This is a genomic window from Klebsiella indica, assembly GCF_005860775.1.
GTDB classification, from domain to species: domain Bacteria; phylum Pseudomonadota; class Gammaproteobacteria; order Enterobacterales; family Enterobacteriaceae; genus Klebsiella; species Klebsiella indica.
In genome coordinates, this window is the sequence record NZ_VCHQ01000054.1 from 1 (window position 1) to 1,222 (window position 1,222).

At 51.0% G+C, this 1,222-nt stretch carries 1 tRNA gene and 1 rRNA gene; both read right to left on the bottom strand.

Annotation, left to right across the window (positions count from 1 at the left end):
* Window positions 1-379: 379 nt before the first annotated feature.
* Window positions 380-455: transfer RNA gene (locus tag FE839_RS24335), tRNA-Glu, on the bottom strand.
* 170 nt (window positions 456-625) lie between these two features.
* Window positions 626-1,222: ribosomal RNA gene (locus FE839_RS24340) — 16S ribosomal RNA — on the bottom strand; the annotation flags it as partial.

Below are 1,222 nucleotides of genomic sequence, written 5' to 3' on the forward strand. Positions count from 1 at the left end.
GTGTACGCTTAGTCGCTTAACCTCACAACCCGAAGATGTTTTATTCTGTCCGGCTTGTTGCGCGTCGTGAATACTGCGTTGTTCCGTACTCGCGATGCTCATGGACATTCAGTCCACTGCGCTCGCTGCGTGCGGTACGCCTTGTCTTCACATCGCTCACATCACCTTTTACAGTGTCATCTTCTGATTGCGATAATTTGAGAGACCCGAACACACTTATTCAGTGTGTCGTTTCAATTTTCAGCTTGATCCAGATTTTTAAAGAGCAAATATCTCAAACGTCACCCGAAGATGAGTTTTGAGATATCATCGGTTGTGCCTTTCACTCACACCCAGCAAGTGGCGTCCCCTGGGAGGTCTGACCTCATCAGTTGAACGCTGGCGTCCCCTAGGGGATTCGAACCCCTGTTACCGCCGTGAAAGGGCGGTGTCCTAGGCCTCTAGACGAAGGGGACACGAAAATTGCTTATCACGCGCTGCGTGATATTTTCGTGTAGGGTGAGCTTTCATTAATAGAAAGCAAGCGGCCTTATTCTGTTCAGCCTCACTCCCAACGCGTAAACGCCTTGCTTCTTATTTTTCATCAGACAATCTGTGTGAGCACTGCAAAGGCAGGTTCTTCAGGTAAGGAGGTGATCCAACCGCAGGTTCCCCTACGGTTACCTTGTTACGACTTCACCCCAGTCATGAATCACAAAGTGGTAAGCGCCCTCCCGAAGGTTAAGCTACCTACTTCTTTTGCAACCCACTCCCATGGTGTGACGGGCGGTGTGTACAAGGCCCGGGAACGTATTCACCGTGGCATTCTGATCCACGATTACTAGCGATTCCGACTTCGTGGAGTCGAGTTGCAGACTCCAGTCCGGACTACGACGCACTTTATGAGGTCCGCTTGCTCTCGCGAGATCGCTTCTCTTTGTATGCGCCATTGTAGCACGTGTGTAGCCCTGGTCGTAAGGGCCATGATGACTTGACGTCATCCCCACCTTCCTCCAGTTTATCACTGGCAGTCTCCTTTGAGTTCCCGGCCGGACCGCTGGCAACAAAGGATAAGGGTTGCGCTCGTTGCGGGACTTAACCCAACATTTCACAACACGAGCTGACGACAGCCATGCAGCACCTGTCTCACAGTTCCCGAAGGCACATTCTCATCTCTGAAAACTTCTGTGGATGTCAAGACCAGGTAAGGTTCTTCGCGTTGCATCGAATTAAACCACATGCT